Raw genomic sequence first — 26,826 nt, forward strand, 5'->3', positions numbered from 1 at the left:
TGTAGGGCGCCCCGCCCGCCTGCCGCCGTCGGCTTCACCCGGAAAGCTGGTTGAAGCCGCACTGCCGGGGCGCCTTGTCGGGTCGCCAGCGCAAAAGCTTCGTGCCGTGGCGGAAACGGCGCCCTGTCACCTGGTCGAAGCGGACCTCCACGACCAGCTCCGGCCGCAGCGGCTCCCAGGCGCCACTGCGCTCGGTGCTCCAGCGGCTCTGGCCGCCGGGCGCCTTGCCGTCGAAGCCGGGCGGCGCGCGCAGCGCCTCCAGCCGCTCCGTGAGTTCCGCCCGCGCCTCGTTCGCGATGGTCGAGGTGAAGCCGACGTGGTCGAGTTCGCCAGCCGCGTTGTAGAGACCGAGCAGCAGCGATCCGACCTGCCGCCGGGCGGCGAGATAGCGGAAGCCGCCCACGACGCAGTCCGCGGTGCGCAGCCGCTTCACCTTGACCATCGTGCGCGCGCCGGCCTCGTAGCCGCCCTCCAGCAGCTTCGCCACGACCCCGTCCGTCGCGCCATGCCCGGACTCGCCGAGCCACGCCTTCGCCTCCGCCGCATCGCGCGTACAGCGCGACAGGGTCAGGTTCTCGCGATCGGCCGCGGCGACGAAATCTTCCAGAGCTCGCCGCCTCCGGCTGAGCGGCACATCGAGCAGGCTCCGGCCGTCGGGATCGGCCAGCATGTCGAACAGGATCAGCTGCGCCGGCGTCTCTGCGGCGAGCTTGCGGACCCGGCCTTCGGCCGGATGGAGCCGCATTTGCAGCGCGTCGAAGGCCGGTCCGTCCGCGTCGGCAATGACGATCTCGCCGTCGACCACGGCGCGGCAGGCCGGCAGCGCGCCCAGCATCGCGACGATCTCGGGAAAATAGCGCCCCAGCGGCTTGCCGGACTTGGCACGCAGGTCGACGGCCTCGCCGGATTTGAAGGCGAGGCATCGGAAGCCGTCCCACTTCGGCTCGTACAGCCACGGCCCGCCCTCCTCCGGGACGATGTCGGCCGACCGTGCCTCCATCGGCTGCGTGTCGAGCGGCAGTGCGAAGGCGGGCTTCATCGCGCCTCAGGCGCCCTTCGGCCTGTCGGACCCGGCACGGGCCGGATCGACACGGTCCACATCGATCGGCTGCGCAGGCCCCGTCGTCGTGGCCGCCCCCTCTTCGCGGCTGCGCTGCGGCTCGCCGGCCGCCTTCTCCGCGTCGCGTCGGGGACCACCGGACGCCTTGTCGCTGTCGTTCTTCCGCGCGCTCATGCCGATCTCCACCGCCCTTCGGGAGAATGAACAAGAAACCGCGACAGCCGCATCGGGTTCGATCCGTCTATCCCGACGCCGAATCGCAGGCGGACTCCCGGCCTGCGTGGGAGGCGACCAGTGCCAGAAAGTCCGACGCGGCCGCGAGGGGCGCATGCGGGGCCTCGTCCGTCCCGGTGCGGACCAGCCGGTCGTTGCGCCACACCATGCCCGCCTTCTCGAGCGACCCGGCCCGGAACGACGGCGGCTTGCCGCGGAAGGTCGCGGCGACACCCTGGGGTCCGGCGTCCAGCCGCGCGATGCGCAGGCGGCGACACGACAGGACCAGCCGCGCGGCGGCGAACAGGTCCTGCAGCGGCGGCGGCGACGGGCCGAAGCGGTCCGTCATTTCATCTTCCAGCGCCTCCAGCGCCTGCTCGTCCTCCGCTCCATAGATGCGGGCGTAGAGGTTGAGGCGCACCTCGTCCTCGGGCACATGCTCCTTCGGGACATGACCGCCGGTGCCGATGTGCAGCTCAGGCGTCCAGTCCTCGGCCGCTTCGCCGCGCGCGGCGGCCGTGGCGCGCGCGAGCAGGCGCCGGTAGAGGCCTGTGCCGATCAGCTTGATCCGCCCCGCCTGCTCCGGCCCGAACAGGTCGCCGGTGCCGCGCATCTCCATGTCGCGCTCGCTGATGGCGAAACCTGCCGCCAGCCCGCCCGCGGCCTCCAGCGTGTGCAGGCGCTTCGCCGTGGCGGCGGCGACCTTCTGCGACGGGTCGGTCGTCAGGAACGTCGTCCCGCGCAGCGCGCCGCGGCCGACCCGCCCGCGCAGCTGGTGCAACTGGGCGAGGCCGAACCGGTCGGACCGCCAGACGATCATCGTGTTGGCGCGCGGCACGTCCAGGCCGCTCTCGACGATGTTGGTCGCCAGCAGCACGTCGCCCTCGCCGTCGGCGAACCCGATCATCACCTGGTCCAGGTCGGCGGCCGGCAGCTTGCCGTGCGCGACGCTCAGGTCCAGTTCCGGCACCGCCGCCCGCAGCCGTGCGGCCATCGGCTCGATGTCCTCGATCCGCGGACAGACGACGAAGCTCTGGCCGCCGCGTGCCCGCTCGCGCATCAGCGCCTGGCGCACCACGCCCTCGTCGAAGGGCGTCACCACGGTCCGCACCGGCTGACGCTGCGCCGGCGGCGTCGCCACGACGCTGACGTCCTGGAGGCCGATGAGGCTGGTCTCCAGCGTCCGCGGGATCGGCGTCGCCGTCAGCGTGAGCAGGTGCGCGCCGGCCGCCAGCCTGCGCATCTTCTCCTTCTGCGCGGCACCGAATTTGTGCTCCTCGTCGACGATCACCAGCCCGAGCGCGTCGAACCGGAGGCTCTTCGCGGCCAGCGCCTGCGTGCCGATCACCAGACGCAACGTGCCGTCGGCGAGTCCCGCCTTCACCCGCCGCGCCCGCGCCGGTGCGACCATCCGCGAAAGCTCCTCGACCGCAATGCCGAACGGCGCGAACCGGCGCCGGAAGGTCTGGAGATGCTGCCGCACGAGGATCGTCGTCGGCGCCATGACCACGGCCTGCCGCCCGGCGAGCACCGCAGCGGCGGCGGCGCGCAGGGCGATCTCGGTCTTGCCGAACCCAACGTCGCCGCAGACGAGCCGGTCCATCGGCCGCCCGGCGGCGAGATCGGCGAGGACCGCATCGGCGGCCCGCGTCTGGTCCGGCGTCAGCGGATGGGGGAAACGCCCGGCGAACCGCGCGAAGACGCGCGGCGGCGGCACCAGCGCCGGCGCGCGCCTGCCGCTGCGCGCCTTCGCCAGCGCCGTCAGCCGTTCCGCCGTGGCCGCGATATCGGCTTCCACGGCGGCGCGGCGCCGCTTCCAGCTTTCGCTCTCCGGCTTGTCCAGGCTGACGGTTTCCGCGTCGGCGCCGTGCCGCCAGAGCGCCCCCGCCTCGTGGACGGGCAGCATAACGATCGCGTCATCGGCGTAGCGGAGCCGGATCAGTTCGCAGCTTCCCGCGCCGTCGGGGGTGGCGATTGTTTCCAGCCCTTCGAGGAGGCCGACACCCTGCTCCAGGTGAACCACCGCATCGCCGACCCTCAGCCCGTCCGCATCGAACGGGAGGCGCTCCGGCACGTCGTCCGCGGCGCCGGCATCCGCGATGCCGAACACTTCGACGGGGGTGATCACCACGGCATCGGCTTCGGGATCGGCGAAGCCCTCCGGCACGGGCGCCGCGATGCTCAGCAGCGTGCCGGGCGCGGCGCCGGCGACCGCGCGCCAGTCGGCGACACGTTCCGGCGTCCGTTTCGTGGCTTTTTCCGCCTGCCGCTCCAGCCGGCGCAGGAGTCGCGGCGACGACGCCGCCAGGACCGGCTTCCGGCCTTCATCGATCTGCCGATCAAGGAACGGCCCGAAGCCCTCCTCGCCCGCGCCGGCCGCGGCGAAGTGCGGCACTCGTTCCGCCGGCGGCTGGTCCGCGTGCAGTGTCGCCGCGTCGCACCCCTGTTCCTTAAGACCGCCCTGCCATTCGGCCGCGGTCAGGTACAGCCGCTCCGGCGCGACCGGCCGCCGCCGGTCCGCCGCCTCCGAGCGCAGGTCCATGCGCAGGCGGAAGCCCTCCTCGACCTGTTCCAGGAAGGTCTCCGCCCTCTCCCGCGCCGCCGGCTCCGCCACCAGCAGGGCGCCGGGCACATAGTCGAACAGGGTTTGCAGCGTCGCGTAGTATTCGGGCAGCCACTGCACGTCGCGCCGCTGCGGGATCTCGTCATCCGTCGCGACGATCTCCGACGCGGGATCCACTTCCAGCAGCTCGGCCTCGGCGACGGAGCGCTGCGTCGCCGGGTCGTAGGAGCGGATGCCGGCGATCCTGCCGTCTTCGTCGAACTCGACGCGGCACGGCCGCGGGGCCGCCGCCGGGAAAAGGTCGAGCACGCGGCCGCGGAAGGCGAACTCGCCGGGCTCGTCGACGCAATCGTCATGCACGTAGCCGCGGCGGACGAGGTGCCGCTCGACGGCCTCCGTGTCCAACACGTCGCCCAGCCGGAATTCCAGATGGGCCGAGCGCCAGACCGCCTGCGGCGGAACCCGCTGAAGGACCGCCGCCGGCGTCGTCACCACCAGGTCGGGCGGGTTGGTCCGGTCGGCGAGCCAGCGCAGCGTGCCGGCGCGCACGCCCATCACCCCGGACGAGGGCGGCGTCCCGTCGAACGGCAGGCAATCCCATGCCGGCAGCGGCGCCACCTTCAGGTCGGGGGCGAACGCCGCCAGGATCGCGCGCAGGTCGTCCGCCCGCCGGCTGTGCCGCGCCACCGCGACGATCGGGCCGGCGCGCCGTTCCGCCGCCAGCCGCAGGAGTGCGGCTGCCCACGCGCCGACCGGCTGTTCCGGGGGCGCGTCCCCGCGCTCGTTCCCGCGCTCATCCATTGCCGCGTCGGCGCGCGAAGCGGCGTCGTGCGGGTTGTCGGTGTGGTCCAGCATCGGCTCGTCCTGGCCGGCGGCAGATGCCGGCCGCCACAAACGCCGGCGGCGCGGAATCTATCCCGGCACCGTCGATGCGGCCGCGAGACGAGAAGCCGGGGGGACGAGAAGCCGGGCGACGAAAAGCGATGTTCAGGATGATGGTGCGGGCGGTCGGACTCGAACCGACACTCCTTGCGGAACCGGATTTTGAGTCCGGCGCGTCTACCAATTCCACCACGCCCGCACGGCGCAAACCCGGTGCATTCCGCCCCGGAGGTAGCTCTGCATCCCTAATATTGCACATGCCGCCGAAATGCCAGACGGGAGGCGCGGGTGTTCAGCGTCCGAACCGTAACGGCTCGACCCGTACCTCGGTCAGTCTTCCGGCGAGGCGCGCGGGACCGGCGGATCTTCCCGCTGAGCGGCCCAGGTCAGCAAGGCATCGAGCGCGGGACACAGCGCCTGCCCCCAGTCGGTCAGGCAGTATTCGACCTTGGGCGGGACCTGATGATGGACGATCCGGCGCACGATGCCGTCCTTTTCCATCTGCCGAAGTTGCTGGATCAGCATCTTCTGGGACACGGCGGGTATGGCGCGCTCGAGGTCAGAGAAGCGCATGACGTTTCCGCCGAAGAGATGAAACAGGATCACCAGCTTCCACCGACCTTCGAGCAGGCCGAGGGCCTGCTCCACACCCTGGGCAGCGGTCTCGCGGGTGTATTCGCGTCCCATACTTTTCGGTGAGTACCTTACTTTTCGGTAGGTTCTTGCGATTAACGCAAGTTAGGTCGATCTCAGCGGGGACGCAAGACGAGCCGGAGACCCCCAATGACCATCCCGATGCCTGCCCCCATCGCCGCCTATTTCGCCGCCGACGCGAAGGACGGTGCAGCGATCGCCCGTTGCTTCGCCCCCGACGCCGTCGTCAGCGACGAGAGGAACACCCACGTCGGCCGGGAAGCCATAGCGCGATGGGCGTTCGAAGCGGCCACGAAGTACGATTTTGTGAGCGAGCCGATCGGTACAGCGCAGGATGACGCCCTGGTCGTGGTGACGAGCCGCGTCACCGGCACCTTCCCCGGCAGCCCGATCGACCTGCGCTACAAATTTACCGTCGACGGCGACGTGATCGCGCGGCTGGAGATCGCGCCATGAGCGTCGACCCGCAACGCGACCTCAGATTGTAACGTCCGACAGCCGGCCGTCATCCCCCCGCCGCGGCGCGCTCCAGGGTGGCGACGTCGAGTTTGACCATGGTCTGCATCGCCTGGAACACGCGGGCCGAAACCGCTGGGTCCGGGTCGGCGAGGAGGCGGGGCAGCGCTTCGGGGACGATCTGCCACGGCACGCCCCAGCGGTCGCGCAGCCAGCCGCAGGCGACTTCCTGGCCACCGTTCGCCGTCAGCGCCGCCCAGAGCCGGTCGACCTCCGCCTGATCCGCGCACGACACCGAGATCGAGGCGGCGGTGCCGTAGTCGGCGGCGTTGCCGCCGTTGAGCGCCTGATACTGCTGCCCGTCCAGAGTGAACGTGATCAGGATGACCTCCCCGGCCTGTCCGCCGGGCCACGGGCCGGGCGAGCGCAGGACGTACTCGATCCCCGAGCCGGGGATCAGGGAGGTGTAGTGGCGGACGGCTTCCTCGGCGTCCGTCGCGAACCAGAGACAGGTGCTGATCTTCGACATGTGACTCCTCATGTCCGAACAGGCAGTCGGCGCCGTCCCCGCCATCGGTGCCGTGCGGGAGAGTGCCCGTCCCGCCTGCCGCGCTCAAGGGCGTCCGCCGGCCGGATCGTCCTGCACGGACGATCCGGATGCTCACAGATCGGCCGATTTGCGGTAAGCATTACGGCGAGGAGGTCCCGCCATGCTGATCCTGAACACCGACCCCGCCTATCGCCACGCGCTCGACCCCGCCGATGCGGCGACGCTGGGGGCCGAGGCGGCGGCGGCGGCGCTGGAGGTGGTGGCGCTGCGGCCGGAGTATCGGCCGACGCCGCTGCACGCCCTGCCCGGTCTGGCGCGCGGACTGGGCGTGGCCGCCGTGCATGTGAAGGACGAGGGCCATCGCCTGGGCCTCGGCAGCTTCAAGGCGCTGGGCGGCGCCTATGCGGTGATCCGGATCGTGCAGGAAGAGGCCGGGCGGGCGCTCGGCCGCAGAGTCGAGGCCGCCGACCTGCAGTCGCCGGACGTGCGCGCGGTCGCCGCGGGCCTCACCTTCTGCTGCGCCACGGACGGCAATCACGGGCGCTCGGTGGCGCAGGGCGCGCAGCTGGTCGGCGCGAATGCGGTCATCTTCGTACACGCGCGCGTCACCGAAGACCGCGTGGCGGCCATCGCCCGCTTCGGCGCGGAGATGGTGCGGGTCGACGGCACCTACGACGATTCGGTGGAGGAGGCGGCGCGCGTCGCCGGGCGGCGGGGCTGGACGCTGGTGTCGGACACGTCGTGGCCCGGCTACGAGCGGGTGCCCGGCCTCGTGATGCAGGGCTACACCGTCCTGGTGCACGAGGCACTGGTCGCCCTGCCGGAGCCGCCGACGCACGTCTTCGTGCAGGCCGGCGTCGGCGGCATCGCGGCCGCGGCGGCGGCGCACATGGCGCTCGTCCTGGGCGACCGCCGCCCGGTCTTCACCGTCGTCGAGCCGGAGCGGGCGGCCTGCATCTTCGCCTGCGCGCGCGACGGCGGCATGGCCAAGATCGCGCACGGCGAGCCGACGGTGATGGCGATGCTGGAATGCTACGAGCCGTCGCTGGTCGCGTGGCGGGTGCTGTCGCGCGTCGCCGACGCCTTCATGACGGTGACCGACGACGAGGCCGTGGCGGTGATGAACCGGCTGGCGCGGCCGGCCGCGGGCGACCCCGCAATCGTCGCCGGCGAGAGCGGCGGAGCGGGACTGGCAGGGCTGATCGCCGCGTCGGGCGACCCTGCCGCGCGCGCGGCGATCGGGCTGGATGGAAGGTCGCGGGTACTGGTGGTGAACACGGAGGGTGCAACGGACGCCGGGCGCTACCGCGAGCTGGTCGGGATGGATCCGGCCGCGGTGGGGTGAGGTCGCGCGGCGGTCCGTGCTTCAAGACGCCGCCTGCGGCGGCTCCTCAGCATGAGGTTTCCTCTATTTCCGGAAAAAAACCTCGTCCTGAGGAGCGTGCGCAGCACGCGTCTCGAAGGATGCCGTAGGGCCGAACTCACCCCCCGGCGATCTTCGGGATCAGGTGGATCTCGCTGTCGGGCGGGATCGGCTCCATCAGCGTGTCCTGGCAGATCACGCCGTCGATGGCGACCGCCATGCTTTCCTCGACCTGGTTGCCCAGGCCGGGAAAGCGGCGGTCGAGTTCGCGGACGAGGCGGCCGACCGTGTCCGCCTTCACCTCGAATTCGGTCTCGCCACCGGTGAGGTGGCGGGCGACCGAGCCCGAGACGAAGACACGGGCCATCGGCCCTACTCCGCCGCCATCGGCAGTTCGCCGGCGTCGAGGGCGGCACGGATCTTCGGCGGCGACATCGGCAGGTCGTGCATGCGCACGCCGATGGCGTCGCGGATGGCGTTCGCCACCGCCGCCATGGGCGGCACGATCGGCACCTCGCCGACGCCCTTGGCGCCGAAGGGATGGCGCGGGTTCGGCACCTCGATCATGACCGCGTCGATCATCGGCAGGTCGGACGCGACCGGCACGCGATAGTCGAGGAAGCCGGGATTCTCCAGCAGGCCCTTGGCGTTGTAGATGTACTCCTCGTTCAGCGCCCAGCCGACACCCTGGGTGACGCCGCCCTGGATCTGCCCTTCCACATAGGTCGGGTGGATCGCCCGGCCGACGTCCTGCACCGCCGTGTAGCGCAGGATGGTGACGTGCCCGGTCTCGCGGTCGACCTCGACGTCGCAGACATGCGTCGCGTAGCCGGGACCGGCGCCCTGGGCGTTGACCGAGACCTCGGCCGTGATCGGCCCGCCGGTACGCCCGGACTTGGACGCGATCTCGGCGAGCGGCAGCGGCTCGAACTCTCCGGCGTTCGGGCCGGCCGGATAGGCCGTGCCGTCGCGCCACTCCACCGCCTCGGCGCTGATGTCCCAGAGGGCAGCGGCACGGGCCTTCAGCTGCTCGACCACCTTCTCCGCGGCCTGGCTGACCGCCATGCCGGTGGCGAAGGTGACGCGGCTGCCGCCGGTCAGGAAGGAGTAGCCGATCGACGCGGTGTCGCCGACGATCGGCCGCACCCGTTCGACCGGTATGCCGAGCACCTCGGCCGCCATCATCGCCATCGAGGCGCGGCTGCCGCCGATGTCGGGGTTGCCCGACACGACGACGACCGTGCCGTCCTCGTTGACGTGGACGGCGCCGCTCGACTCGCCGCCGATGTTGAACCAGAAGCCGCAGGCGACGCCGCGGCCCTGGTTCGGGCCGAGCTTCACCTGCATGTTCGGATGGTTCTTCGCCGCTTCCAGCGTCTCAATGAAGCCGATGTCCTTCAGGGTCGGTCCGTAGGCCGCCTTGGTCCCGTCCTTCGCCGCGTTCTTCTCGCGCAGCGCGATGGGATCCATGTTCAGTGCGCGCGCCAGATCGTCCACCGCGCTCTCGACGCCGAAGGCCGAGATCGGCGCGCCGGGCGCCCGATAGGCGGCGACCTTGGGCCGGTTGCTGACCACGTCGAAGCCGACGACCTTGACGTTCTCCAGGTCGTAGCAGGCGAAGGCGGTCATCGCCGCCGGCTGTACCGGAGAACCCGGGAAGGCGCCCGCCTGGAACTTCAGCAGGCATTCGGCCGCGACGATGCGGCCGTCCTTCGTCGCACCCAGCTTGACCTCGACCACGCCGCCCGAGGTCGGCCCGGTGGCGCGGAACACGTCCTCGCGGCTCATCACCATGCGGACCGGCCGGCCGGACTTGCGCGACAGCGCCACGGCCAGCGGCTCGAGATAGACGAGCGTCTTGCCGCCGAAGCCGCCGCCGATCTCTGCCGGCATCACGCGGATGTCCGACAGTTCCATGCCCAGCAGCTTGGCGCAGTAGGCGCGAACCATGAACTGGCCCTGGCTGGAACACCAGACCTGCGCCTGGCCGTCGGCGCTGACCGAGGCGACGCAGGCGTGCGGCTCGATATAGGCCTGATGCACCGGCTTGGTGGTGTAGCGGCCCTCGACGACCACTTCTGCCGTCTTCATGGCGGCGTCGACGTCGCCCAGGATGAATTCCACCCGCTTGGCCACGTTGGACGGCTTCTCCGGCTTCGGCGAGACGCCGGCCGTGAAGACGTCGTCGTGCAGCAGCGGGGCGCCGTCCGCCATCGCCTCCTCGACGTCGATGACGTGCGGCAGAACCTCGTACTGCACCTCGATCAGCTCGACCGCCCGGGCGGCGACGCCCGGCGAGGTCGCGGCCACCGCGGCGACCGCGTGGCCCTCGTAGAGCACCTTGTCGCGCGCCATGCAGTTCCGCGACAGGTCGCGGAAGTTCATCGGCCCCTCGCCGACGAAGGCTTCCTCCGAGGCGATCTCGGGAAAGTCCTTCGCCGAAACGACCGCCTTCACGCCGGGCAGGGCCTCGGCCTTGGACGTGTCGATCGAGAGGATGCGCGCATGGGCGTGCGGGCTGCGCTTGATGGCGCCAGTCAGCATGCCCGGGAGGCTCATGTCGGCGCCGAAACTGGCGCGCCCGGTGACCTTGTCCGCACCGTCCGGACGGATCGGGCGGGTACCTACGACCTTGAGCTTCTTGGGATCGCTGACGTGGTTCATCATGCCCTCGCTTGGCTCGTGGTTTCGCCGCGCAGCTCCGCGGCCGCCCCCATCACCGCCTTGATGACCTTATCGTAGCCGGTGCAGCGGCAGAGGTTGCCGGCCAGCCAGTAGCGCGCCTCGGTCTCGGTCGGGTTCGGATGATTGTCGAGCAGCGACTTCGCCGCGACGAGCAGCCCCGGCGTGCAGAAGCCGCACTGCAGCGCGCCTTCCTGGAGGAAATGCTGCTGCAGCGGGTGCAGCTTCTCACCCTGGGCCATGCCTTCGATCGTGCCGATCGAATGGCCCTCGGCCTCGGCGGCCAGCATCAGGCACGAGCAGACGAGCCGGTCGTCGACCGTCACGCTGCAGGCGCCGCAGTCGCCCGAGCTGCAGCCTTCCTTGCTGCCGGTCAGCCCGAGCTCGTCACGCAGGACGTCGAGCAGGGTCTGGTGCGGCTCGCACAGGAACTCGGTCGGCTCGCCGTTGATGGTGGTGGTGACGTGCGTCTTGGCCATTTAGCGCTCCCCTGCGCGCTTGAATGCAATCGCGGCCGCGCGGCGTGCGAGGACGCCGGCGACCTTTGTGCGGTATTCGATGGTGCCGCGCTTGTCGTCGATCGGCTTGCAGGCGGCGCGTGCCGCCGCGTCGAGCTTCTCGAGCGCCGCGTCGTCGAGCTTGCTGCCGATCAGGGCCTTCGCGGCATCCGGCACGATGACCGCCGTCGGCGCCACGGCGCCCAGGACGACCATGGCGTCGGTGCATGTGCCGCTGCCGTCCAGCGTCACGTTGACGGCGGCGCCGACGACGGCGATGTCCATCTCGGTGCGCGGGATGAAGCGCAGATAAGCGTCCGCCGCATGGGCCGGCCGCTTCGGCAGCTTGATGGCGATGATCATCTCGTCGCGCGCCAGCGACGTCTTGCCGGGACCGGTGGCGATGGTCTCGACCGGCGCCTCGCGCTGGCCCTTCGACCCGGCGATGACGCAGGTTGCCCGCGCGGCAATGAGCGCCGGCACGCTGTCCGCCGCCGGCGAGGCGTTGCACAGGTTGCCGACCAGGCTGGCCCGGCCCTGCACCTGGGTCGAGCCGATCAGCTCCATGCCCTCGACGACGCCCGGCCACGCCTGCTTCAGCGCTTCGTGCTCGTCGAGAATCGCCCCCGACGTCGCGGCGCCGATGACGAAGCCGCCATTCTCTTCCTTAATCCCGATCAGCCCCGGGATCCGCTTCGTGTCGACGATCAGATCGGGACGCACGCGGCCCGATCGCAACTGAACGAGAAGGTCGGTCCCGCCGGACAGCAGCTTCGCCGTCCCGGTCGCCCCCGCCAACGCCGCCACGGCCTCGTCAACCGTCGCGGGCGCTACATATCGCAATCCGTCCATATCCATCCCTGGCTTCGTTGGCTGGGCACTGGACGCGGCCGAGGCCCCGTCGGCGCCCCTGTTGCTGGGTTGGCTCTTCCATCCCCGCGTCTAAGCTTACGTGCTCGCCGGCCCGCGCGCTACCGGGTCCCGAAATGTTTCCGTACCCGGCCGCGAACACGGCAGCGAGCCGCGGAAATCAGCGCACCGGTACGGCCGTCGTGTACTTGATCGTCTCCATTGCGAAGCGCGAGGTGACGTTCGTCAGGTGCAACCCTGCGATGAGCTTCTTGTAGAAGCGGTCGTAGGCGGCGATGTCCGGCACGACGACGCGCAGCATGTAGTCGACGTCGCCGGCCATCCGGTAGAACTCCACCACCTCGGGCATGGCGCTGACCGCCTCGGCGAACCGTTCCAGCCACTCGCCCGAATGCTCGCCCGTGCTGACGCTGACGAAGACGGTGACGCCGCTGCCGACGCTGGCCGGGTCGAGCAGCGCCACGCGCTTCAGGATCACCCCCTGCTTCTCCAGCTTCTGGATGCGCTTCCAGCAGGGCGTCGGCGACAGGCCGACGCGCCCGGCGATCTCGGCCAGCGACAGGCTCGCGTCCTCCTGGATGGCGCGCAGGATCTTGCGGTCGATGTCGTCCATCTCTCCGGGCCCCTTCCCGTAGCGGAAACCGGCCGTCCGATGCGGCCGATCCGGAAATATTATGCTTTCTTCTCCATCCATATTGCCCAAGTGAGCAAAATATTTCTACATCATTGGCCTTCGAACCCGCTCACGGCATCCCGATGATCCCGATTGCCCTCGATCCGGCCCACCTCTCGATCGCGCTCGTCGGGCGCGGCGACCTCGCCGTGCGGCGCTTCGGCTCGCTGCGGGCGGGGGGCGCCACCGCGACGACCATCTATTCGGACGCGCCGCGCCCGCTGATGGTCCAGGCGGCGGGTGACCGGCTGGTGCGGCGGCTGCCGTCCGACGCGGACCTGGCCTCAATCAGCCTGCTCTGGATCGCCGACCTGCCGCCCGACGCCGCGCGCGACCTCGCGGCGCGGGCGCGGGCGGCCAAGGTCCTGGTCAACGTCGAGGACGATCGGCCGAACTGCGACTTCCACAACGTCGCCCAGGTGCGCCGCGGCAATCTTCTGCTGACCGCCTCGACCAACGGCGCCAGCCCCGGCCTGGCGTCGATGGTGCGCGAGCAACTGGAACGGACCTACACCGCCGACTGGGCCGAGCGCCTGGAGCGGCTGCGCGGCCGGCGCGCCGACTGGCGCGCCGAGGGCCGCACGATGGACGAGGTCGGCCGCCGCACGCGGGCCGCCGTCGCCGAGGAGGGCTGGCTGCCATGAGCACCCCAGCTTCCGGCATCGAGAGTCGCGATTTCGAACCCGGCACCGTCTGGCTGGTCGGTGCCGGACCGGGCGATCCCGGCCTGCTGACGCTGCACGCCCTGCGGGCGCTGGAGGCGGCGGACGTCATCCTGCACGACGCCCTGGTCTCGCCGGAGATCCTGGCGCTGGCGCGGCCGGCCGCGCAGCTGGAGGCGGTCGGCAAGCGCGCCGGGCGGCCGAGTGCCGCGCAGCTCCGCATCAACGCGCGGCTGATCGTCCTGGCGCGGCAGGGGCTGCGCGTCGTCCGGCTGAAGGGCGGCGACCCGATGCTGTTCGGCCGCGGCGGCGAGGAGGCGCTGGCGCTCGCCGCAGCCGGCATCGCCTTCCGCATCGTGCCCGGTATCAGCGCCGGTGTCGGCGGCCTCGCCTCCATCGCCTTGCCGGCGACACACCGCGGTGTAGGCCGCTCGATCGCTTTCGCTACCGGCCACGCCACGGCCGAGGGCGATCCCGACTGGCCGGCGATGGCACGCGCCGCCGACACGCTGGTCCTCTACATGGCGCGCGGCCGGATGGCCGGCATCGCCGCCGGGCTGATGGCCGGCGGCCGGGCGGCGGACGAGCCGGTCGCCTTCGTCAGCGACGCCACCACACCGCGCCAGCGGGTGCGGATAACCACCCTCGCCGAGGCCGGTGCGGTTGCCGCGGCCATTCCGCCCGAGGCCGCGACGCTGGTGGTCGTCGGCCGCGTCGTGGCGCTGCGCGACGCCATCGCGCCTTGGCTGCAGACGCCGCCGGCCGGGCGCCTCCCCGTCGCAGCCCCGGTCGCCGCGCCCATCGTCGCAGCCGTCTCGGGCACCGCCTAGAAGGAAGACGCATGTCCGCCGTCCCCCTCCTCCCCGCGAGCGCGCCCTTCGCCGCCGACGAGATCGACGCGCTGAACGGCGTTATCGCCCGTTCGAACCCCGAACAGCGCAGCTGGCTGAGCGGCTTCCTCGCCGGCCTGCAGGCTGCGGGACGACCGGCAGCGGCCAACGCACCGGCGCCGGCGGCACGGCAGCCGCTCACGATCCTCTACGGTACCGAATCGGGTAACTCGGAAGCGGTGGCCGACGCGGCGAAGCGCGCCGCCGGCCGGGCCGGCTTCGCCGCACGACTGATCGACATGGCGGACGCTGACCTCGCGTCGCTGAAGGATGCGGGCGCGCTGATGGTAGTCGCCAGCACCTGGGGCGAGGGCGAGCCGCCGCAGCGCGCCGCCGCCTTCTACGAAGGGCTGCTCGCCGACGATGCACCGCGGCTCGACGGGCTGCGCTTCTCGGTGCTTGCGCTTGGTGACCGGGCCTATGCGCAGTTCTGCGAGGTCGGCCGCCGCATCGACGATCGGCTGGCCGAGCTCGGGGCGGAGCGGGCGGCGGATCGCGTCGACTGCGACCTCGACTACGAGACGCCCGCCGAAGCCTGGACGCAGCAGGCACTCCAGGCGCTGCGTCGCGACGACGGCGCGGGTGCCGCGGTCATCCACGTCGACTTCGCGCATGCGCCGGCCGCCGAGGCGCCGTCCTGGAGCCGCAGCCGCCCGTTCGAGGCGGAGATCGCCGAGGCGGTGAACCTCAACGGCTCCGGCTCGAGCAAGCAGACGATCCATCTGGAGCTGTCGCTCGCCGGCTCTGACATCGGCTACGAGCCCGGCGACGCCCTCGCCGTCGTGCCGGAGAACGATCCGGCCACCGTCGAGGCGGTGATGGAGGCGGTCGGCCTGGGCGGCGATGACGGCCTGCGCGCCACGCTGCTGGCGGCGCACGACGTCACCACCCTCACCCGACCCGTGGTCGAGGGCTACGCCGCGCTCACCGGCGACGCGACCATTGCCGGCCTCGCCGACGGGGCCCGCTTCCGCACCTATGCCGAAGGCCGGCAGGTTCTCGACCTGCTGGCCGAGCGTCCGCACCGGCTGACCGCGGACCAGCTGCGCGGCCTGCTGCGGCCGCTGCCGGCGCGCTCCTACTCAATCGCCTCGAGCCTGAGACTGGCGCCGGACGAGGCACACCTGCTGGTGGCGCCCGTGCGCTGGAGCAGCCGCGAGCGTGTCCGCCTCGGCGTCGCATCGACCTTCCTCGCCGACCGCCGGCGGCCGGGTGACGTGGCGCGCGTCTTCCTGAAGCCGAACCGGCATTTCCGCTTGCCGACCGACTCGGCGACGCCGATCGTCATGATCGGCCCCGGCACCGGCGTGGCACCCTTCCGCGCCTTCCTGCAGGAGCGCGAGGCCGTGGGCGCCCGGGGCCGCAGCTGGCTGTTCTTCGGCGACCGCAACTTCACCCACGACTTCCTCTACCAGCTCGACTGGCAGGCTTGGCTGAAGGAGGGCGTGCTGAGCCGCATGGACGTCGCCTTCTCGCGCGACCAGCCGGCGAAGCTCTATGTCCAGCACCGCCTGTGGGAGCGCCGGGCCGACCTCTGGGCGTGGCTCCAGGACGGCGCACGCCTCTACGTCTGCGGCGACGAGAAGCAGATGGCGAAGGACGTCGACGCCATGCTCCGCCGCATCGCCGCCGACCGGGGCGGCCTGGGCGAGGAGGCCGCCGCCGACTTCGTCGCCGGCCTCGCCCGCGACGGCCGCTATCTCCGCGATGTCTATTGAAACCCATCGGGAACACCGACATGCCCGACCATTCACCCGCCATCCTGTCGCCGAACGAGCGCATCAAGGGGGCCAGCCGCCACCTGCGCGGCACCATCGCCGACGGCCTCTCGAACGCCGTCACCGGCGCGCTCGCCGACGACGACACGCAACTCACCAAGTTCCACGGCATCTACCAGCAGGACGACCGCGACCTGCGGCCTGAGCGGCGGAAGAAAAAGCTGGAACCCGCCTATTCCTTCATGGCGCGCGTGCGCATTCCGGGCGGCGTGCTGAACGCGGCGCAGTGGCTGACCCTCGACCGGATCGCCGACGCGCAGGCCAATGGCACGATCCGCCTGACGACCCGCCAGGCGGTGCAGTTCCACGGCATCATCAAGAGCAACCTGCGCGACGCGATCCGGGCGATCGACGCCGGCCTGCTCGACACCATCGCCGCCTGCGGCGATGTCAACCGCAACGTCATGTGCAGCGCCGACCCGCGCGCCAGCGGCGCCCATGCGGCGGCCCTGGACCTGGCGCGGGCGCTGAGCACGCACCTGACGCCGCAGACCGGCGCCTATCGCGAGATCTGGCTGGACGGCGAGAAGGTCGAGGGCGGCGAGCCGGAGGTCGAGCCGGTCTACGGCGCCACTTATCTGCCGCGCAAGTTCAAGACCGTGGTCGCCGTGCCGCCGGACAACGACGTCGACGTCTACGCGCACGACCTCGGTTTCATCGCCATCGTCGAGGATGGCGCGGTCGCCGGCTGGAACGTCACGGTCGGCGGCGGGATGGGCATGACCCACGGCGAGCCGCGCACCTTCCCGCGCACCGCCGACCTGCTGGGCTTCTGCACGACCGACCGCGCGACGGCCCTCGCCGAGGCGATCGTCACCGTGCAGCGCGACTGGGGCGACCGGTCCGACCGCAAGCAGGCGCGGCTGAAATACACGATCGAGCGGCACGGCCTGGAGGCCTTCCGGGCCGAGGTCGAGCGCCGCGCCGGCTTCGCGCTGGAGGCGCCAAGGCCCTTCGCCTTCGACCGGACGGGTGACCGCTACGGCTGGGCCAAGACGGCCGGCGGCGACTGGAACCTGACGCTGTTCGTCGAGAACGGCAGGGTGGCCGACCGGCCGGGCTACGCCCTGCGCAGCGCGCTGCGGATCATCGCCGAGAAGCAGCTCGCGGCCCGGCGCGGCGCCGACTTCCGCATCACGCCGAACCAGAGCCTGATGATCTGCGGCCTGACGCACCGGGCCAAGGCCGTGGTCGAGGCCACCCTGCGCGCGCACGGCGTCGGCAACGTGCACAGCGGCCTGCGCCGCAACGCCGTCGCCTGCGTGGCGCTGCCGACCTGCGGCCTCGCCCTGGCGGAGAGCGAGCGCTACCTGCCGTCCCTGATCGACGCGCTCGACGCGGTGCTCGAGGAGGCGGGCCTGCGCGAGGACGAGATCGTCATCCGCATGAGCGGCTGCCCGAACGGCTGCTCGCGGCCCTATCTGGCCGAGATCGGGCTCGTCGGACGCGCGCCCGGCACCTATCACCTCTATCTCGGCGCCGCCTTCGACGGGTCCCGGCTGAACCGGCTCTACCGCCGCGACCTCGACCATGACGGGATCCTGGCGGCCCTGACGCCGCTGATCCGCGCCTATGCCGCCGACCGCCTATCCGGCGAGCGCTTCGGCGACTTCGTCATCCGCACCGGCCACGTCGCGCTGACGCTCTCCGGCCGGACCTTCCACGACGATATGTCCGCGGGGGAGCCCGCCGCATGACCGCGCTCGCATCCATCGCAGCCGTGCCGCAGCGCGAAGCCTTTTCCGGGGCGGGATTCACCGTCCTGCCGCGCCTGTTCGCGCGCGAGGAGATCGGCTGGCTCGCCGACGAGGCGCGGGCGATCGGCCTGCTGCACGGCCGGCACGCCGACGGCACCCTGTCGCCGGAGGCGCCGCGCGGCACGGTCTTCGGCCCGCACCGCCACCAGCGCAGCTTCCTCGACCTGGCGCTGCATCCGCGGCTGACGGCGCGTGCCGGCTTCGGCGCCGCGGTCCGGCTGCACCAGACGCGCCTCTGGCCGGGCGGCCGCCGCCCCGTGCCGGCGGGCGTCTGGTGCGACGGCGAGGCCTGGCAGCGCCTCGACGGGCTGGACCCGGCGGGGGCCGTCACCGCCGTCGTGTTCCTGGAGGATGCCGGACCGGGTGCCGGGCTGTTCGTGTGGGCCGAGGGCACGGCGCCGCGCGACCGGGCGGCACAGGCGACGGCCATTCCGGCATCGCCGATGCTCCTCTCGCTGCCGGCCGGGTCGGTGGTGCTGATCCGGCCGACGCTGTTCCATGCGGTGGCCGACGGCGCGGCGCACCCGGCGCCGTCACTGTTCTTTGCCGGGCTCGTCCCGGACGAGCCGCCGCGCCCGCTCGGCCGCCGGCGCGCGCCCTTCGTCGTCGAACTGCCCGTGGCGGCCCCGCGCAGCGACGACTGCCTGTGGCCGACGCCCTATTTCGTCGCCGGCTGACCCAAAGCCCGCCTTATGCCGCGCATAACGAGCATAAGATTCCGTTCTGATGCCGACCGCCGCATCATCCGCCTCGCACCACAGACGAGGCCTCTTCGATGAACGCCGTTACCGACATCGCCGAGATCGTGCTCCGCCCGAGCACGCCAGCGGACATCGCGGCGATCACCGCGATCTACGGCCGCGAGGTGCGGGAGGGCCGGAGTTCGTTCGAACTGGACGCGCCCGACGAAGCGGAGATGGCGGCGCGGCGCGAGCGCCTGGTGTCGGCGGGCTATCCCTATCTGGTCGCTACCGTGGGCGGCGTGGTCGCCGGCTACGCCTATGCCGGCGCCTACCGGCCGCGCCCCGCCTATGCGGGCACGGTCGAGAATTCCATCTACGTGCACCGCGCCTTCCACGGCCGCGGCATCGGCCGCCTGCTGCTGCGCCGCCTGATCGCCGAGGCCGAAGCCGGCGGCTTCCGCCAGATGGTGGCGGTCATCGGCGATTCCGCCAACCGCGCCTCCATCGCGCTCCACGTCAGCCAGGGCTTCGAGCCGGTCGGCACGCTGCGCTCGGTCGGCTGGAAACACGGCGTCTGGCTCGACTCGGTCCTGATGCAGCGCCCCCTCGGCCCCGGCGACACCGCGCCGCGCTGAGCGGCTTCAAACCCCGCCCCCACCGCCTATATCCCGGCCATCGCCGCCTCCGTGAGGACGACCTCACCCGCGTCAAAGGGGGCATCGGCGGGGACGGCCCTGCCTTCGGACATCGGGGTCCGCAATGGCATGGATTCTCCTCTTCGTCGCCGGCCTGTTGGAAATCGGCTGGGCGATGGGCCTCAAATGCACAGATGGCTTTACCCGCCTCGTTCCCACCCTCGCCACGCTGACGGCGATGGTCGTCAGCATCGGCCTGCTCGGCCTGGCGCTGAAGAGCCTGCCGGTCGGCACCGCCTATGCGGTCTGGACAGGGATCGGCACGGTGGGGACGGCGATCCTGGGGATCGTCCTCTACGGCGAGCCGGCCGACGCCCTGCGGCTCGCCTGCATCGCCCTGATCGTCGCGGGCATCGCCGGCCTGAAGCTGCTCACCCCATAGCCGGGGCCAGCGCCTTCAGCGCCTCGACCACTTCGCGCAGGCCGCGGTGCAGGACCTTGTCCCGGCGCAGCACGAGGCCAAGCTGGCGGCTGAGCGGCGGGTCGAGGGGCCGCACGGCGAGGCCCCTCTCGCCCGCCGGCACCGCCATGCCCGGCAGCACGCCGCAGCCGAGGCCGGCACCGACCAGCTGCTTGATCGCCTCGACGTTGCCGAGTTCCATCACCGCCGCGATCGACACCCCGGCCTGGGCCGACCAGAGATCGACGAGGCGCCGGGTGTGCGCGCCCGGCTCGTAGAGGACGACGGGCCGCCGCGCCAGCCAGTGGGCGTCGACGGTGTCGGGCAGGTCGGCGGCATCGTCGGCGGCGGTGAAGGCGACGAAGGGGTCGTCGAGCAGCGGCGTCACGTCGAAGATCCGCCCCGGCGTCGGCAGGGTGAGCAGGCCGACATCGATGCGGTTCTCCTCCACCGCGCGGGCGAGGTCCGGCGTGTTGCCGGTGACCACGACGATCTGCAGCGACGGGAAGGCCGCGCGCAGGCGGCGCAGCACAGGCGGCAGCAGGTAGGTGCAGGCGGTCGCGCCGGTGCCGAGGCGCACCTGGCCGACGGTGCCCGTGGCGTGGCGGTCCATGGCGGCGACCGCGGCACCCACGGCGGCGTCGATGGTGCGGCAGTGCGCCAGCAGTTCCTCGCCGGCGAGGGTCGGCGTCGCACGCCGCCCGAGCCGCTCGATCAGCCGCACGCCGAGCCGCCGTTCCAGGCTGCGCACCTGCTGGCTGATCGCCGGCTGCGTCAGGTTGAGCCGCGTCGCCGCGGCAGAGAAGCTGCCGCGCTCGATCACTTCGACGAAGGCCCGCAGATGGTCGAGGTGGAGATCCCGCACCCAAGGCTCCGCTTATCCGCTGCATAACCAAGCAAACATTGGCTTATGCACCGGGGTGCCGCAATCTTCCCGGCGTCTGTGACAGATCGATGAGGGGCCCGGGACGGCCCAGGGACGGAGCAGGATGATGGGGACCGAAGCCGGGGCGCGCCCGGATCTGCCGGGGGCCGTCTCGTGCCGGACCGTCTGGTGCCTCGGCCTGTCGCAACTCGTCTGCTGGGGCATCACCTTCTACATGATCGCCCTGTTCGGCGAGTTGATCGCCGCGGACATGGGCTGGAGCCGGTCGATCGTCTTCGGCGGCTTCTCGGCCGCCCTCGTCGTCATGGGCGCCACCTCGCCGCTGGTCGGCCGGCTGATCGACGAACGCGGCGGTCGGCCGGTCATGGTGGCGGGATCGTGCCTGTCGGCGCTCGGCTGCGTCGTCATCGCCTTCGGCCACGATCTCGTCGTCTATTATGCGGGCTGGCTGGTGCTCGGCCTCGCCATGCGCATGTGCCTCTACGAGGCGGCCTTCGCGGCGCTGGCGCGCATCGCCGGTCCGGCGGCCAAGCGGCCGATCTCGCAGATAACCCTGCTCGGCGGCCTCGCCTCCACCGCCTTCTGGCCGATCGGCCATGCCCTCGCCGAGGCGTTCGGCTGGCGCGGTGCCCTGCTCTGCTATGCCGCCATAGCGCTGATGACGATCCCGCTGCATCTCGCGATCCAACCGGACCGCTTCGCCCATCCGCCTGCGCCGAAGACCGCCGACGGCAAGACCGCGGCCGTTCCCGGCCGGTTCCTGGCGGGGCTCCTCTACGTCACCAGCGTGACGCTGGTGAACTTCCTGGCGTCGGGCATGTCGGCGCACATGATCGGGCTGCTCGGCGGCCTCGGGCTGGCGGCGGGTGTCGCGGTCTGGATCTCCACCCTGCGCGGCATCGGCCAGTCGAGCGCGCGGCTGTGCGACGTGCTGTTCGGCGGGCGGCTGCATCCGACGGCGCTGAACCTGATCGCGACCGGGGCATTGCCCGTCTGCTTCGTCGCCGGTCTGTTCGGCGGCTTCGTGCCGGCGGCGATCGCCTTCGCCTTCCTCTACGGCGCCGGCAACGGGCTGCTGACGATCACCCGCGGAACGCTGCCGCTCGTCCTGTTCGACCCGCGCACCTACGGCGCCCTGGTCGGAAGGCTGCTGGTGCCCAGCTTCTTCCTCTCGGCCGCCGCCCCCCTCGTCTATGCGGTGGTGATCGAGCGGTTCGGCGACGCGGCGGCGCTCGCCATGTCGCTCGGCATCGCCCTGGTCATCGTGGCGGCGGGCATCGTCCTCTACGCCCGCTTCGGCCGCGGGGAACCATCCGCGTCCTAACGCGCGGGTGCGGCGCTGGCGCCCATGCCGAAGAAGCCCTGGAGGAAGGGTGCCAGCTTGCCGACGCGGCTCGCCACGGCGCTGCGGTCGACGGCCTGGGGATCGAGCAGCACGTCGCCCAGCGGACGGTGGTCGAGCCGCACGTCGGCGAGCAGTTCGCCGCGCGTGACGCGCCCGTCGGCATCGGCGTCGAAACTGTCGAACAGGGCGGGCAGCCCCGCGGTGTCGACCAGCCAGACGCCGAGGGAGGCACCGGTGCGCTCGGCCGCGGTCAGCTTCGGCCCCTTCCAGGCGAGCCAGGCCTTCAGCTCGCGCCGCACCACGTCGAGTTCGTCGACGGACAGGCGGCCGTCGCCGTCGCGGTCGGCGAAGGCGAGCCCCCGGTCGACGCAGCGCCCCGAGGCTTCACGCTGGCAGACCGGCCCCGAGGATACGATGAAGCGGTCGAACCGGCCGACGGCCGCGGTCGGCGGCGCCTCTGCCGTGGCAGGGGGCGCAGGGGGCGCCGCCAGGACGGAGCCGACCGATGCGGGGACGGCGAAGGTCAGGGCGAGCAGCGCGAGGGCGGCGGTTCGGATCATGCGCGGATCGGCACTCCAGGACGCGGACGGTCACGGTGACGATCGAATATGGCGCCCCGACGGCGAACTGCCAGCCACCCGGGCGTCCGTCGCCGCTACTCCAGCGTTTCGAGCAGGCGGATCAGCAGCTTCGCGCGCGGCTCCAGCGAGGAGTAGTAGAGATGCTCCTCCTCGGTGTGCGCACCGGCACCGTCAACGCCGAGCCCGTCCAGCGTCGGAATGCCCAGGGCCGCGGTGAAGTTGCCGTCGCTGAAGCCGCCCGTGAAGGTTTCATCGAGCGGGATGCCGATCTCCGCCGCCAGCCTGCGCGCATGCTCGTGCAGGGCGGCGATGGCCGGCGTCTTCTCGTAAGCCGGTCGGTTCATCCCGCCGGTCACCTCGATCGTCACGTCGGGGTCGTGCGACTTCAGGTTCGCGATGCGGGCGCAGACCGCCTCGGCGCTGGCCGCGTCGGGGAGGCGGACGTCGACCTCGAAGGTCGAGAATTCCGGCACGACGTTGGCGCCGGTGCCGCCGCCCCACAGGCCGACGCTGGTGGTGACGCCGGTCGCATAGTCGGTCATCGCCTCGATGTCGAGGATCTGGCGCGCCGCCTCGCGGATGGCGCTGCGGCCGTCCTCGTGGCGGGCGCCGGAATGCGCCGGTTCGCCGTGCACCTTCACGACGAAGCGCGCGCAGCCCTTGCGGCCGGTGACGACCTTGCCGCCGTCGCGGCCCGGCTCCATGCACAGCACGTATTTCGCCTTCAGCCCCTCGCGCTCGATGATGGCGCGCGAGGTCGGGCTGCCGACCTCCTCCTCGGGCACGAACAGGAAGGTCACCGGCAGCTTCGCCCGCTTGCCCTGGCGCAGCAGGTGGCGCAGGCCGTAGAAGCCCAGATAGTCGCCGCCCTTCATGTCGTAGATGCCGGGGCCGAACACCTTGTCGCCCTCGCGCCGCACGGTCAGCCGACGGATCGTGCCGTGCGGGTGGACAGTGTCCATGTGCCCCAGCACCATGATGCCCGGCCCGTCTGCCTCGCCGTTCCACGGCGCCTGCGCGATCAGCACGTCGCCGAAGCCGTCGCGGCCGGGAATGCGCTCGGTCTTCGCCCCCACCTCGACGAATTCGCGCTCGATCGCGTCGGCGAGGCGGTTGACCGCCGCGCCGTCCTGGCTCGGCGTCTCGATCTCCACCCAGCGCACGATGCCGGTCAGGATCTCCTCGGCGTCGACCTTCGGCTCGTTGGACGTGTCGCCCATGGTCGCGCCTCTATGCCAGCGTCTCGTAGAGACGCACCCACATCTTCGTGCGTGGCTCCAGCGACGAATAGTAGATCTGCTCGTACTCGGTGTGGCCGCCCTTGCCGTCGACGCCGAGCCCGTCCAGCGTCGGCACGCCGAGGGCCGCCGTGAAGTTGCCGTCGGAGCCGCCGCCGGTCTTCAGGTCCTGCAGGTCGATGCCCGCCTCGGCCGCACAGCGGCGCGCATGCTCGAACAGGGCGGAGATGCCCTCGGACTTCTCGAAGGGGGGGCGGTTCAGCTCGCCCTCGACCACCAGTTCGACGTCGGGGTCGTGCGGCTTGAGGTTCAGGATCGCGGCGACGACCTCCTTCGCCGTCTCGGCGTCGGGCAGGCGCGCGTCGATCTCGACGGTGCAGCTCGCGGGCACGACGTTGACCGCCGTGCCGCCGCTGACCATGCCGCAATTCGTGGTGACGCCGCGCTCATAGTCGGTCATCCCCTCGATCGTCAGGATCTGGCGGGCGATCTCGCGGATGGCGCTGCGGCCGTCCTGGTGGCGCGAGCCGGAATGGGCCGGGCGGCCCGTCGCGGTCATCTTGAACCGCGCGACGCCCTTGCGCGCCGTGACGATCTTGCCGCCCTCGCGCGCCGGCTCGGTGACCAGCACGTACTTGGCCTTCTTCGCCTCGGCCTCGATGACGGCGCGGGAGATCGGGCTGCCGACCTCCTCCTCCGAGACGTAGAGGATGGTCACGGGCAGGCGGCTCTCCTTGCCCTGGCGGATCAGGTGCTGCAGCGCGTAGAGCGCGATGAACGCGCCCCCCTTCATGTCGTAGATGCCGGGCCCGTAGACGATGTCGCCCTCGCGCCGGAAGCTGTTGCGGCCGAGGGTGCCGATCGGGTGCACGGTGTCCAGGTGGCAGAGCACGAGGATGCCCGGCTCGTCGCCGCCCCAGGGCGTGCGCGCCTTCACCAGGTCGCCGTAGCCGTCGCGGCCCGGGATGCGCTCGACGCCCAGGTTCAGGGCCTTCAGCCGCTCCTGTGCGGCGTCCATCATCGCATTCACGCCCGCCGCCGAACTGGTCGGGCTTTCGATGGCCACCCACTCGCGGATGCCTTCGAGGATCTCCTCCGCGTCGATGCGCGGCAGGTTGGAACTGCGTTCGTTCATGGTGGGCCGTCTGTCAGGAAGGGGGCACCCGGAAGGGCGGACGGACGGTTGCATGGCGGCTCCGGCATGTCAAACCGAAGGGTCGCTCGCGCCCCGCACGGCTTGACCCGGCGCACCGGTGCACCAAGTAATGTGGCGGTGCGGTGCCTGGCGCAGGGCCGTACCCGGGTGCCGGCATGGACCCGCGACTGATCCGCGCTCGCTTTCCAGAGGTGCGCGATGGCGAAACTGTCCATCCTGAACAGCCCCCTGCTGCTGGGGTTCGACCATATCGAGCGGGTGCTCGACAGCGTCGCCAAGACGTCGTCGGACGGTTATCCGCCCTACAATATCGAGCAGCGCAGCGACAACGCGTTGCGCATATCGCTCGCGGTCGCCGGTTTCGGCGACGAAGACCTGCAGGTCGCGATCGAAGGCAACCAGCTGGTCGTGCGCGGCAAGCAGGTGGACGATGGCGGTCGCGTTTTCCTGCATCGCGGGATCGCCGCGCGCCAGTTCCAGCGCCGCTTCGTCCTCGCAGAGGGCATCGACGTCCTGGGGGCGACCCTGGAGAACGGCCTGCTGCACATCGACCTGGAACGGCCCGAGCCGGCGAGTATGAGCCGCACCATCGAGATCCGCGCGCCCCAGCGCAAGACGCGCACGCGCATCGAGGGGTCGTCCCAGTCCTGACACCCCGGCCGGATGCGTTCGACAGTCTCCGCCGATCTGTTCGGCCGGTACCGACGTATTAACTCGACTTCAATGCTTGCGGGCGATGCTCGTCCGTGGGGAATTGCGGTTTCCTCGCTCCGAGGAGGAGAAGAACGATGACCTACCAGGGCATCACCAGCACCGAGACGCTGTCCGCGGAACTGCGCAACGTCGGCAACGGCGTGATCGCCTATACGCGTCCGACCGTCATCGAAGGTGTCGAGGGCGTCGCCATTCACGGCGCCGACGGCACGCTCATCGGCGTCGCTCCCTCGGTCGAGCACGCCATCGCCGCGATCCGCACCGAAGGCATGGAGTATGCTAGCCTCCACTGAGGCAGAGCCTGTCGCCCGGGCATCGGGCGGGGGCGCTACTCGCGCCTTCCGCCGATGAACTCGCCGAGCGCGCCCCACGACTCGACATTGTCGCAGATGGCCTTCAGCACGACGAGCAGCGGCACCGCCATCAACGCACCCGGGACGCCCCAGAGCCAGCCCCAGAACATCACCGCGACGAAGATCACCAGCGGGTTCAGCACCAGGCTGCGGCCCAGCACGCTGGGCGTGACCACCTGCCCCTCCACCGCCGTGAGCGCCAGATAGACCAGCGGCGCGACGGCGGCATGGGTCATGCTGTCGAAGCTGATCAGGGCCACCAGCCCGACCACCCCCGCCCCGAGCAGCGCGCCGACATAGGGGATGAAGTTCAGGACGAACGCCATGACGCCCCAGAGAAGCGGGTTCGGCAGACCGACGAAATACATCGCGATCCCCTGCGCCACCCCGAGCCCGGCGTTGATCAGGGTGATGGTGAGGAGGTAGCGCGACGTCTGGCGCTGGATGTCGCCCGTTATCGCGATCGCCCGCCGCTTGTCGCCGAAGGTCGGCATCACGTGGACCAGCTTCTCGCGGAAGATGGAGCCGGTGGCGAGCAGGAAATAGAGGATCACCAGGATCAGCAGCAGCTGGATCCCGATCAGCGAGATGTTGCCGAACAGCTGCTCGAGCAGCCCCGGCGCCTGTACGACGACACGTTGCGGCGCGCCCTGCTCGCCGTCGACGCCGGTGATCCGCTCCACCTGCTCTGATGCGGCGCGCACCTGTTCCATCGGCTGCTTCAGCGCTTCGATCTTGTAGCGCGCCTCCGCCATCATGTCGGGAAAGCGGGTGACCCACTCGCCGACCGGCGTCGCCAGCACGAATAGGCCGTAGGCCAGCAGCCCGACCAGGGCGAGCACGATCATCCCCGAGCCGAGCGCCGTCGGCACGTACAGGCGTTCCAGTCCGCGCAGGATCGGCGACAGCACAAGGTACAGGAAGCAGGCGAGCACCAACGGGACGAACACGTCGCGGGCGACGTAGAGCGAGAACAGCACGACGATGCAGAAGATCGCCGTCAGCGGGAACGATCGCACGGAGACGGCGCGACGGCCGATCGGCAGTGACGGGTGTTCGGTACGCTCTCCCGGACGGTGTCCGTTGCGTTCGGTATGTGGACGTCCGGTTTTCATGATGCCTGTGCCGCGGTCGCCCGCCACTAACTCCGGAAGGGACAGAAAGGTTGCCTCCCGCGGCCGGTTCCGTCGGCCGCCGTTTACGCCGCCTTAAAGCGTTCCACGGT

General features: G+C 71.2%; 27 protein-coding genes and 1 tRNA gene. 12 read left to right on the forward strand and 16 right to left on the reverse strand.

All coding sequences use genetic code 11. The features are described from left to right. Window positions 1-34 precede the first annotated feature (34 nt). The 5 genes from ABIE65_RS20805 to ABIE65_RS20825 form a co-directional block, all read right to left on the reverse strand. A complete protein-coding gene (locus ABIE65_RS20805) occupies window positions 35-1,039 on the reverse strand; it encodes an ATP-dependent DNA ligase (RefSeq protein WP_354080394.1) in 1,005 nt (334 codons plus the stop codon). A 6-nt stretch (window positions 1,040-1,045) separates the two neighbouring features. Beyond that, a complete protein-coding gene (locus ABIE65_RS20810) occupies window positions 1,046-1,234 on the reverse strand; it encodes a hypothetical protein (protein WP_354080396.1) in 189 nt (62 codons plus the stop codon). 67 nt (window positions 1,235-1,301) lie between these two features. After that, on the reverse strand, window positions 1,302-4,691 hold the full coding sequence (locus tag ABIE65_RS20815) for a DEAD/DEAH box helicase (protein ID WP_354080398.1): 3,390 nt from the start codon (window positions 4,689-4,691) through the stop codon (window positions 1,302-1,304). Between the two features lie 141 nt (window positions 4,692-4,832). Continuing rightward, window positions 4,833-4,917 (reverse strand) — tRNA-Leu (locus tag ABIE65_RS20820). Between the two features lie 131 nt (window positions 4,918-5,048). After that, on the reverse strand, window positions 5,049-5,405 hold the full coding sequence (locus tag ABIE65_RS20825; protein ID WP_354080400.1) for a winged helix-turn-helix transcriptional regulator: 357 nt from the start codon (window positions 5,403-5,405) through the stop codon (window positions 5,049-5,051). Between the two features lie 96 nt (window positions 5,406-5,501). Between ABIE65_RS20825 and ABIE65_RS20830 the strand changes: the two genes are divergently transcribed. Next, window positions 5,502-5,828, forward strand: coding sequence for a nuclear transport factor 2 family protein (locus ABIE65_RS20830; RefSeq protein WP_354080401.1), 327 nt, complete (start codon window positions 5,502-5,504; stop codon window positions 5,826-5,828). Window positions 5,829-5,877: 49 nt separating this feature from the next. On the opposite strand, the gene ABIE65_RS20835 is transcribed toward ABIE65_RS20830, so the two are convergent. Further along, a complete protein-coding gene (locus ABIE65_RS20835; RefSeq protein WP_354080402.1) occupies window positions 5,878-6,357 on the reverse strand; it encodes a VOC family protein in 480 nt (159 codons plus the stop codon). Window positions 6,358-6,538: 181 nt separating this feature from the next. Here ABIE65_RS20835 and ABIE65_RS20840 point away from each other — a divergent pair, with 181 nt between their 5' ends. Next, on the forward strand, window positions 6,539-7,723 hold the full coding sequence (locus ABIE65_RS20840; RefSeq protein ID WP_354080404.1) for a diaminopropionate ammonia-lyase: 1,185 nt from the start codon (window positions 6,539-6,541) through the stop codon (window positions 7,721-7,723). A 136-nt stretch (window positions 7,724-7,859) separates the two neighbouring features. Here the strand turns inward: ABIE65_RS20840 and ABIE65_RS20845 are convergent, their stop codons facing one another. The 5 genes from ABIE65_RS20845 to ABIE65_RS20865 all read right to left on the reverse strand — a co-directional run bounded on the left by ABIE65_RS20845 (window position 7,860) and on the right by ABIE65_RS20865 (window position 12,403). After that, window positions 7,860-8,108: a MoaD/ThiS family protein gene (locus tag ABIE65_RS20845; protein ID WP_354080405.1), complete on the reverse strand. Its 249-nt coding sequence runs from the start codon at window positions 8,106-8,108 to the stop codon at window positions 7,860-7,862. 5 nt (window positions 8,109-8,113) lie between these two features. Continuing rightward, entirely contained in the window at window positions 8,114-10,405 is a 2,292-nt protein-coding gene (locus tag ABIE65_RS20850) for a xanthine dehydrogenase family protein molybdopterin-binding subunit (RefSeq protein WP_354080406.1), read from the reverse strand. Next, the gene (locus tag ABIE65_RS20855) at window positions 10,405-10,902 is read right to left on the reverse strand and encodes a (2Fe-2S)-binding protein (protein ID WP_354080407.1); all 498 of its coding nucleotides are present in this window, start codon (window positions 10,900-10,902) and stop codon (window positions 10,405-10,407) included. The genes ABIE65_RS20850 and ABIE65_RS20855 overlap by 1 nt, the downstream gene beginning before the upstream one ends. Further along, complete coding sequence (locus tag ABIE65_RS20860; RefSeq protein ID WP_354080408.1) at window positions 10,903-11,763, reverse strand: FAD binding domain-containing protein; 861 nt, start codon at window positions 11,761-11,763, stop codon at window positions 10,903-10,905. A gap of 187 nt (window positions 11,764-11,950) precedes the next feature. Beyond that, window positions 11,951-12,403 carry an Lrp/AsnC family transcriptional regulator gene (locus ABIE65_RS20865; protein WP_354080410.1) on the reverse strand — a complete coding sequence of 151 codons (453 nt, stop codon included), beginning with the start codon at window positions 12,401-12,403 and terminating at the stop codon, window positions 11,951-11,953. A 143-nt stretch (window positions 12,404-12,546) separates the two neighbouring features. Between ABIE65_RS20865 and ABIE65_RS20870 the strand changes: the two genes are divergently transcribed. The 7 genes from ABIE65_RS20870 to sugE all read left to right on the forward strand — a co-directional run bounded on the left by ABIE65_RS20870 (window position 12,547) and on the right by sugE (window position 19,310). Next, entirely contained in the window at window positions 12,547-13,107 is a 561-nt protein-coding gene (locus ABIE65_RS20870) for a precorrin-2 dehydrogenase/sirohydrochlorin ferrochelatase family protein (protein WP_354080411.1), read from the forward strand. Continuing rightward, complete coding sequence (gene cobA, locus ABIE65_RS20875) at window positions 13,104-13,955, forward strand: uroporphyrinogen-III C-methyltransferase (RefSeq protein WP_354080412.1); 852 nt, start codon at window positions 13,104-13,106, stop codon at window positions 13,953-13,955. The genes ABIE65_RS20870 and cobA overlap by 4 nt, the downstream gene beginning before the upstream one ends. A gap of 11 nt (window positions 13,956-13,966) precedes the next feature. Further along, the gene (locus ABIE65_RS20880) at window positions 13,967-15,733 is read left to right on the forward strand and encodes a diflavin oxidoreductase (RefSeq protein ID WP_354080413.1); all 1,767 of its coding nucleotides are present in this window, start codon (window positions 13,967-13,969) and stop codon (window positions 15,731-15,733) included. Window positions 15,734-15,753: 20 nt separating this feature from the next. Continuing rightward, on the forward strand, window positions 15,754-17,490 hold the full coding sequence (locus tag ABIE65_RS20885) for an NADPH-dependent assimilatory sulfite reductase hemoprotein subunit (protein WP_354080414.1): 1,737 nt from the start codon (window positions 15,754-15,756) through the stop codon (window positions 17,488-17,490). After that, window positions 17,487-18,227 (forward strand): phytanoyl-CoA dioxygenase family protein, encoded by a 741-nt coding sequence (locus ABIE65_RS20890; RefSeq protein ID WP_354080416.1) that lies wholly within the window; start codon window positions 17,487-17,489, stop codon window positions 18,225-18,227. The genes ABIE65_RS20885 and ABIE65_RS20890 overlap by 4 nt, the downstream gene beginning before the upstream one ends. 98 nt (window positions 18,228-18,325) lie before the next feature. Beyond that, window positions 18,326-18,868: a GNAT family N-acetyltransferase gene (locus ABIE65_RS20895; protein WP_354080417.1), complete on the forward strand. Its 543-nt coding sequence runs from the start codon at window positions 18,326-18,328 to the stop codon at window positions 18,866-18,868. Window positions 18,869-18,992: 124 nt separating this feature from the next. After that, window positions 18,993-19,310, forward strand: coding sequence for a quaternary ammonium compound efflux SMR transporter SugE (sugE, locus tag ABIE65_RS20900; RefSeq protein ID WP_354080419.1), 318 nt, complete (start codon window positions 18,993-18,995; stop codon window positions 19,308-19,310). On the opposite strand, the gene ABIE65_RS20905 is transcribed toward sugE, so the two are convergent. Next, window positions 19,300-20,193, reverse strand: coding sequence for a LysR family transcriptional regulator (locus ABIE65_RS20905; protein WP_354080420.1), 894 nt, complete (start codon window positions 20,191-20,193; stop codon window positions 19,300-19,302). The two genes, sugE and ABIE65_RS20905, sit on opposite strands and share 11 nt — an antisense overlap. Window positions 20,194-20,320: 127 nt before the next feature. Between ABIE65_RS20905 and ABIE65_RS20910 the strand changes: the two genes are divergently transcribed. Then, window positions 20,321-21,538: an MFS transporter gene (locus tag ABIE65_RS20910; RefSeq protein ID WP_354080422.1), complete on the forward strand. Its 1,218-nt coding sequence runs from the start codon at window positions 20,321-20,323 to the stop codon at window positions 21,536-21,538. Here the strand turns inward: ABIE65_RS20910 and ABIE65_RS20915 are convergent. The 3 genes from ABIE65_RS20915 to ABIE65_RS20925 all read right to left on the reverse strand — a co-directional run bounded on the left by ABIE65_RS20915 (window position 21,535) and on the right by ABIE65_RS20925 (window position 24,513). Next, the gene (locus ABIE65_RS20915) at window positions 21,535-22,119 is read right to left on the reverse strand and encodes an EF-hand domain-containing protein (RefSeq protein WP_354080423.1); all 585 of its coding nucleotides are present in this window, start codon (window positions 22,117-22,119) and stop codon (window positions 21,535-21,537) included. The two genes, ABIE65_RS20910 and ABIE65_RS20915, sit on opposite strands and share 4 nt — an antisense overlap. A 95-nt stretch (window positions 22,120-22,214) precedes the next feature. After that, window positions 22,215-23,360, reverse strand: a complete 1,146-nt coding sequence (locus ABIE65_RS20920) for a M20 family metallopeptidase (RefSeq protein ID WP_354080424.1) — start codon at window positions 23,358-23,360, stop codon at window positions 22,215-22,217. A 10-nt stretch (window positions 23,361-23,370) separates the two neighbouring features. Then, window positions 23,371-24,513, reverse strand: coding sequence for a M20 family metallopeptidase (locus tag ABIE65_RS20925; protein WP_354080425.1), 1,143 nt, complete (start codon window positions 24,511-24,513; stop codon window positions 23,371-23,373). 219 nt (window positions 24,514-24,732) lie between these two features. Here ABIE65_RS20925 and ABIE65_RS20930 point away from each other — a divergent pair, with 219 nt between their 5' ends. Next, window positions 24,733-25,185 carry an Hsp20 family protein gene (locus tag ABIE65_RS20930; protein WP_354080426.1) on the forward strand — a complete coding sequence of 151 codons (453 nt, stop codon included), beginning with the start codon at window positions 24,733-24,735 and terminating at the stop codon, window positions 25,183-25,185. A gap of 137 nt (window positions 25,186-25,322) precedes the next feature. After that, a complete protein-coding gene (locus ABIE65_RS20935; protein WP_354080428.1) occupies window positions 25,323-25,541 on the forward strand; it encodes a hypothetical protein in 219 nt (72 codons plus the stop codon). 35 nt (window positions 25,542-25,576) lie between these two features. Here ABIE65_RS20935 and ABIE65_RS20940 read toward each other — a convergent pair whose 3' ends face one another. Beyond that, the gene (locus tag ABIE65_RS20940; RefSeq protein ID WP_354080429.1) at window positions 25,577-26,620 is read right to left on the reverse strand and encodes an AI-2E family transporter; all 1,044 of its coding nucleotides are present in this window, start codon (window positions 26,618-26,620) and stop codon (window positions 25,577-25,579) included. Between the last annotated feature and the right edge of the window lie 206 nt (window positions 26,621-26,826).

The sequence above is a fragment of the Constrictibacter sp. MBR-5 genome (assembly GCF_040549485.1).
Lineage (GTDB): Bacteria > Pseudomonadota > Alphaproteobacteria > JAJUGE01 > JAJUGE01 > Constrictibacter.

Coding starts and splice junctions, on each gene's coding strand:
- ABIE65_RS20895 (WP_354080417.1), top strand. CDS start 18,326: ATGAACGCCGTTACCGACATCGCCGAGATCGTGCTCCGCCCGAGCACG.
- ABIE65_RS20840 (WP_354080404.1), top strand. CDS start 6,539: ATGCTGATCCTGAACACCGACCCCGCCTATCGCCACGCGCTCGACCCC.
- ABIE65_RS20855 (WP_354080407.1), bottom strand. CDS start 10,902: ATGGCCAAGACGCACGTCACCACCACCATCAACGGCGAGCCGACCGAG.
- ABIE65_RS20925 (WP_354080425.1), bottom strand. CDS start 24,513: ATGAACGAACGCAGTTCCAACCTGCCGCGCATCGACGCGGAGGAGATC.
- ABIE65_RS20845 (WP_354080405.1), bottom strand. CDS start 8,108: ATGGCCCGTGTCTTCGTCTCGGGCTCGGTCGCCCGCCACCTCACCGGT.
- ABIE65_RS20930 (WP_354080426.1), top strand. CDS start 24,733: ATGGCGAAACTGTCCATCCTGAACAGCCCCCTGCTGCTGGGGTTCGAC.
- sugE (WP_354080419.1), top strand. CDS start 18,993: ATGGCATGGATTCTCCTCTTCGTCGCCGGCCTGTTGGAAATCGGCTGG.
- ABIE65_RS20880 (WP_354080413.1), top strand. CDS start 13,967: ATGTCCGCCGTCCCCCTCCTCCCCGCGAGCGCGCCCTTCGCCGCCGAC.
- ABIE65_RS20935 (WP_354080428.1), top strand. CDS start 25,323: ATGACCTACCAGGGCATCACCAGCACCGAGACGCTGTCCGCGGAACTG.
- ABIE65_RS20910 (WP_354080422.1), top strand. CDS start 20,321: ATGGGGACCGAAGCCGGGGCGCGCCCGGATCTGCCGGGGGCCGTCTCG.
- ABIE65_RS20815 (WP_354080398.1), bottom strand. CDS start 4,691: ATGCTGGACCACACCGACAACCCGCACGACGCCGCTTCGCGCGCCGAC.
- ABIE65_RS20850 (WP_354080406.1), bottom strand. CDS start 10,405: ATGAACCACGTCAGCGATCCCAAGAAGCTCAAGGTCGTAGGTACCCGC.
- ABIE65_RS20830 (WP_354080401.1), top strand. CDS start 5,502: ATGACCATCCCGATGCCTGCCCCCATCGCCGCCTATTTCGCCGCCGAC.
- ABIE65_RS20920 (WP_354080424.1), bottom strand. CDS start 23,360: ATGGGCGACACGTCCAACGAGCCGAAGGTCGACGCCGAGGAGATCCTG.
- ABIE65_RS20865 (WP_354080410.1), bottom strand. CDS start 12,403: ATGGACGACATCGACCGCAAGATCCTGCGCGCCATCCAGGAGGACGCG.
- ABIE65_RS20805 (WP_354080394.1), bottom strand. CDS start 1,039: ATGAAGCCCGCCTTCGCACTGCCGCTCGACACGCAGCCGATGGAGGCA.
- ABIE65_RS20870 (WP_354080411.1), top strand. CDS start 12,547: ATGATCCCGATTGCCCTCGATCCGGCCCACCTCTCGATCGCGCTCGTC.
- ABIE65_RS20825 (WP_354080400.1), bottom strand. CDS start 5,405: ATGGGACGCGAATACACCCGCGAGACCGCTGCCCAGGGTGTGGAGCAG.
- ABIE65_RS20885 (WP_354080414.1), top strand. CDS start 15,754: ATGCCCGACCATTCACCCGCCATCCTGTCGCCGAACGAGCGCATCAAG.
- ABIE65_RS20810 (WP_354080396.1), bottom strand. CDS start 1,234: ATGAGCGCGCGGAAGAACGACAGCGACAAGGCGTCCGGTGGTCCCCGA.
- ABIE65_RS20915 (WP_354080423.1), bottom strand. CDS start 22,119: ATGATCCGAACCGCCGCCCTCGCGCTGCTCGCCCTGACCTTCGCCGTC.
- ABIE65_RS20890 (WP_354080416.1), top strand. CDS start 17,487: ATGACCGCGCTCGCATCCATCGCAGCCGTGCCGCAGCGCGAAGCCTTT.
- cobA (WP_354080412.1), top strand. CDS start 13,104: ATGAGCACCCCAGCTTCCGGCATCGAGAGTCGCGATTTCGAACCCGGC.
- ABIE65_RS20835 (WP_354080402.1), bottom strand. CDS start 6,357: ATGTCGAAGATCAGCACCTGTCTCTGGTTCGCGACGGACGCCGAGGAA.